Source organism: Xanthovirga aplysinae (genome assembly GCF_009711365.1).
GTDB classification, from domain to species: domain Bacteria; phylum Bacteroidota; class Bacteroidia; order Cytophagales; family Cyclobacteriaceae; genus Xanthovirga; species Xanthovirga aplysinae.
This window is the reverse complement of the sequence record NZ_SMMB01000682.1, coordinates 1-3,271: the sequence shown is the minus strand read 5'-3', so window position 1 is coordinate 3,271 and position 3,271 is coordinate 1. Positions and strand designations below refer to the sequence as shown.

Sequence of the window (3,271 nt, the reverse complement as noted above, 5' to 3'; positions counted from 1 at the left end):
TCCCACTCCCTGACGAGCCGGTTTGAAAGTGAGGGTAGGATTATCTCCACTGCTCAATTCATAAAAATAATCGGGTCCATTTCCAGAAGTGTCCGCTCCTTCACCTGTGCAATTATTTGGAGGATTATTATCTTCCAAAACTGTAATTTGTGTAGAACCACTAATATTGTCCTCTGTAGCTGTAATTGTAAATTGTCCCTCTGTGGAAGCTGTAAATAACCCAGTGTTAGGATCAATGTTTCCTCCATTATTCACCGTCCATTGTGGAGTGATGGCCATAATATCTCCATTTTGATCCTTTCCTGTGGCTTGAAACTGGACGCTTTCTCCTACATTTACCGATGAGTTCTCAGGTACAACCTCAATAGCGGTCAGAACAGGTCCACTATCATCATCTCTTATTTGTATAGTAATAGCAGAAGCAAGACTTTCAACTCCTTCCGTATCTTTCGCAATGGCTTCAATTAGATAATTACCAGACTCTGAAGAGCTCCATTCTGTGCTGTATGGACTTTGGTTATCTAAACCTACCTGGCTTCCATTGACTCTAAAGCTTACTTCTGCAATAGGATTATTCCCTGAAGCATCTGCAGCAATTTGGATTATTTCATCAGGGTTAAAAATTGCATTGTTTTCCGGTGAGGTAATATTGACCAGGGGCTTGGTGAAAGAATCACATTTTTCTCTTATGGTAGCCAGGTTATCAAAGAAATAAGTGGATCCATCAGAGGAATTGGGATTGAAAAGGATCACTAATTTATCGATTTCAGCATCTTCTGCAAGGGCATCAGGAGCACTGATATAATTAAATTCTATGGTTTCCCATTGATTTTGTGTGGAAGTAGATCCCTGGAATAAACTGTGACGGCCCTGAGGATAATTGTCGGCAGTGGCAGAGGTAGTTTCCAATTGAATGGAAATAAGACTTCCAATGGGGGCATTGTTCGTGAAAACATCCATTTTAAAGGAAGCCTTTCCATTTTTAAAATCCCCTGCATCTGGTATGGAAACCTCCCTGAAATAGAGGACATCATATAATTCAGCTGCATTTCTTTGGTATTGTCCTACTTGCTGAGAATTATTGATTGGATCCGAAGCTGGATTATTGGTAGCAGACAGGGTGCCTGTGGAGAAATCAAAAATAATTTCACGGTTTTGATCAAAGTCTTCTAAAATTTGGTCTGTTTCTTTATCACATAACGGTCCCGCACTTCCAAATAAGAGATTATCAAAGTAGTAGGTGTTTTCATTATTGGTTTCAGGTTCAAATAAAAATACTAACTGGTCCACGCTATTCAAATCTGTACCCGGATCAGGGGAACTTTTGTATTCGAACTCTAAGGTTTGCCATTGATTTTGAACAGTAGTGAGTACTTCATATATACTGTGTCTTCCTGTTGGATAGCCACTGTTGTTCGCTACTGCGCTGTTTTCCAATTGTATTCTGATTAAAGAACCAACAGGGGCATCCGTAAATATATCCATTCGCAGGCGCTTCCTGCCTGTTGCGTAATCACTTGCATTTCCAAAAGCAATTTGGTCATAAATTAAAACATCATATAGTTCGGAGGCATTACGAATGTACTTACCTACTATTCCTTCACCAAAAGGGTTATCAATGGCTTGTGAAAGTGTTCCATTGGCAAAAGCAAAATTAATATTTCGATTATTTTCAAAATCTTCCAAGATTTCTAAAAGCTCAAACGGCTCTTCCACCAGCACTTCTTTTGCATAGGAGGTGATGCCACATCCCTGGGTTACTTCACAAACAACCTGGCCACTTTGGGCGCTTAAACCCCAGTCTACTGTGATTTTATTAGTCCCTTGACCAGAAGTAATAGTGGCTCCAGAAGGAACACTCCAATTGAATTGGTCTGCCTGGGTTTCTATTAATTCATAAACATTCCCTACATCTCCCTTATAAACTCTTTCTGCTCCTGAAAATTCAGTATTCCAATGTCCTTCGTAAACCCTCACATAGTCTACTTCCATGGTAGTTGGGAATTCCTCAGCTTCAAAAGGAATATTTCCTGTGAATGGAGTACCAAGCCCTCCTACCGCTGAATTTAAAATCAAATAAAAGGGATTTCCGTTATCGTTAAAAGGCCATGCGCCTCCCGTTGAAGTAGGGGTAGCCTTATGGTAAAGTTGATCATCAAAGTACCAACGGATTTCATCCTTTTCCCATTCAATACTATAGGTATGGAAATCAGCAGAAAGGTCTGGTAGGTTAGAAAGAGTTCCTGTTGTAAAACCACCGGTATGATGTACCGTTCCCCTTGTCATGGTAGGATTTAAATGAGAGGCCTCCATGATGTCGATTTCTCCTGTGGTGGGCCACTGATTATTTACCGGCAACATCCAAAAAGCGGGCCACACCCCTGTTGCTGAGGGGAGCTTAATTCGAGCTTCAATTTTTCCGTATTGAAAGGCAGAAATTCCTTCGGTTGTAATTTTTCCTGATGAAAATGCCGCTCCTGGCTCAACAGATTCAAAAATGGTTGTAATTTTCAAGGTACCATTGGAAACGGAAACATTTCTTGGATTATCAGTGTAACTTTGTTCTTCTGCATTTCCCCAACCACATCCGGCAGGTGTATCACAGCCTCGTCCTAAACTATATTGCCATTTGGAAAGATCCAGGGTTGGGCTGTCGAAATTATCTTCCCAAACTAATTCTAAACATTGGGAGTAAGCCGTGGTGCGGACCAGGCAAAAAATGAGAATCCCTAACAAAGGTTTTATTAGGAATTTTAGTTTTAAATTAAATAGACTCATGGTTTTGAGATTTTAGTGAATGGATTATTGAAGAATGCTACCTAAGTGGTAACCTAAAATGCGCTGTGAAGTCTTCTTTAGTTTTAGTATCCAAAATTTTATAATAAAACTTAAGGGGAATGTTGCGCCCTTTCTATTTCAAAGTATTGATTTTGACGAAAATCGAATTTGAATTTTAAATAGAAAGGTTAATTTTCATGTTAATTTGGAGTAAGCAATGTAACTTTTTAAAGAATTATTCTGAAAGTAAGAGTAAAAAGATAGGGGCAAAGCTAGTTGCCCCTATATGATGAAATATTTTTCTAATTTTTGATAAAGCGTAAAACTTGATTAAAATCTTCATTGCCAATTACAAGTATGTATAAACCACTTCTTAATGCAGGAAGATTTAAACGATGCTGCCCCTTTTCTAAACGAGTTTTTAATAACACAACACCTTCCATATTCAACAGTCTTACTTCAGCTGATTCTCCAGGCCAGCTTCCATCAAAGT

Annotated in this window: 2 protein-coding genes; both read right to left on the bottom strand. The window is 39.0% G+C overall.

Translation table 11 applies throughout. The annotated features are described in order from the left end of the window. A partial coding sequence (locus E1171_RS04140; RefSeq protein ID WP_155204386.1) for a family 16 glycosylhydrolase occupies nt 1-2,778 on the bottom strand: 2,778 nt, incomplete at its 3' end. 302 nt (nt 2,779-3,080) lie between these two features. Continuing rightward, a partial coding sequence (locus E1171_RS04135; protein ID WP_155204384.1) for a T9SS type A sorting domain-containing protein occupies nt 3,081-3,271 on the bottom strand: 191 nt, incomplete at its 5' end.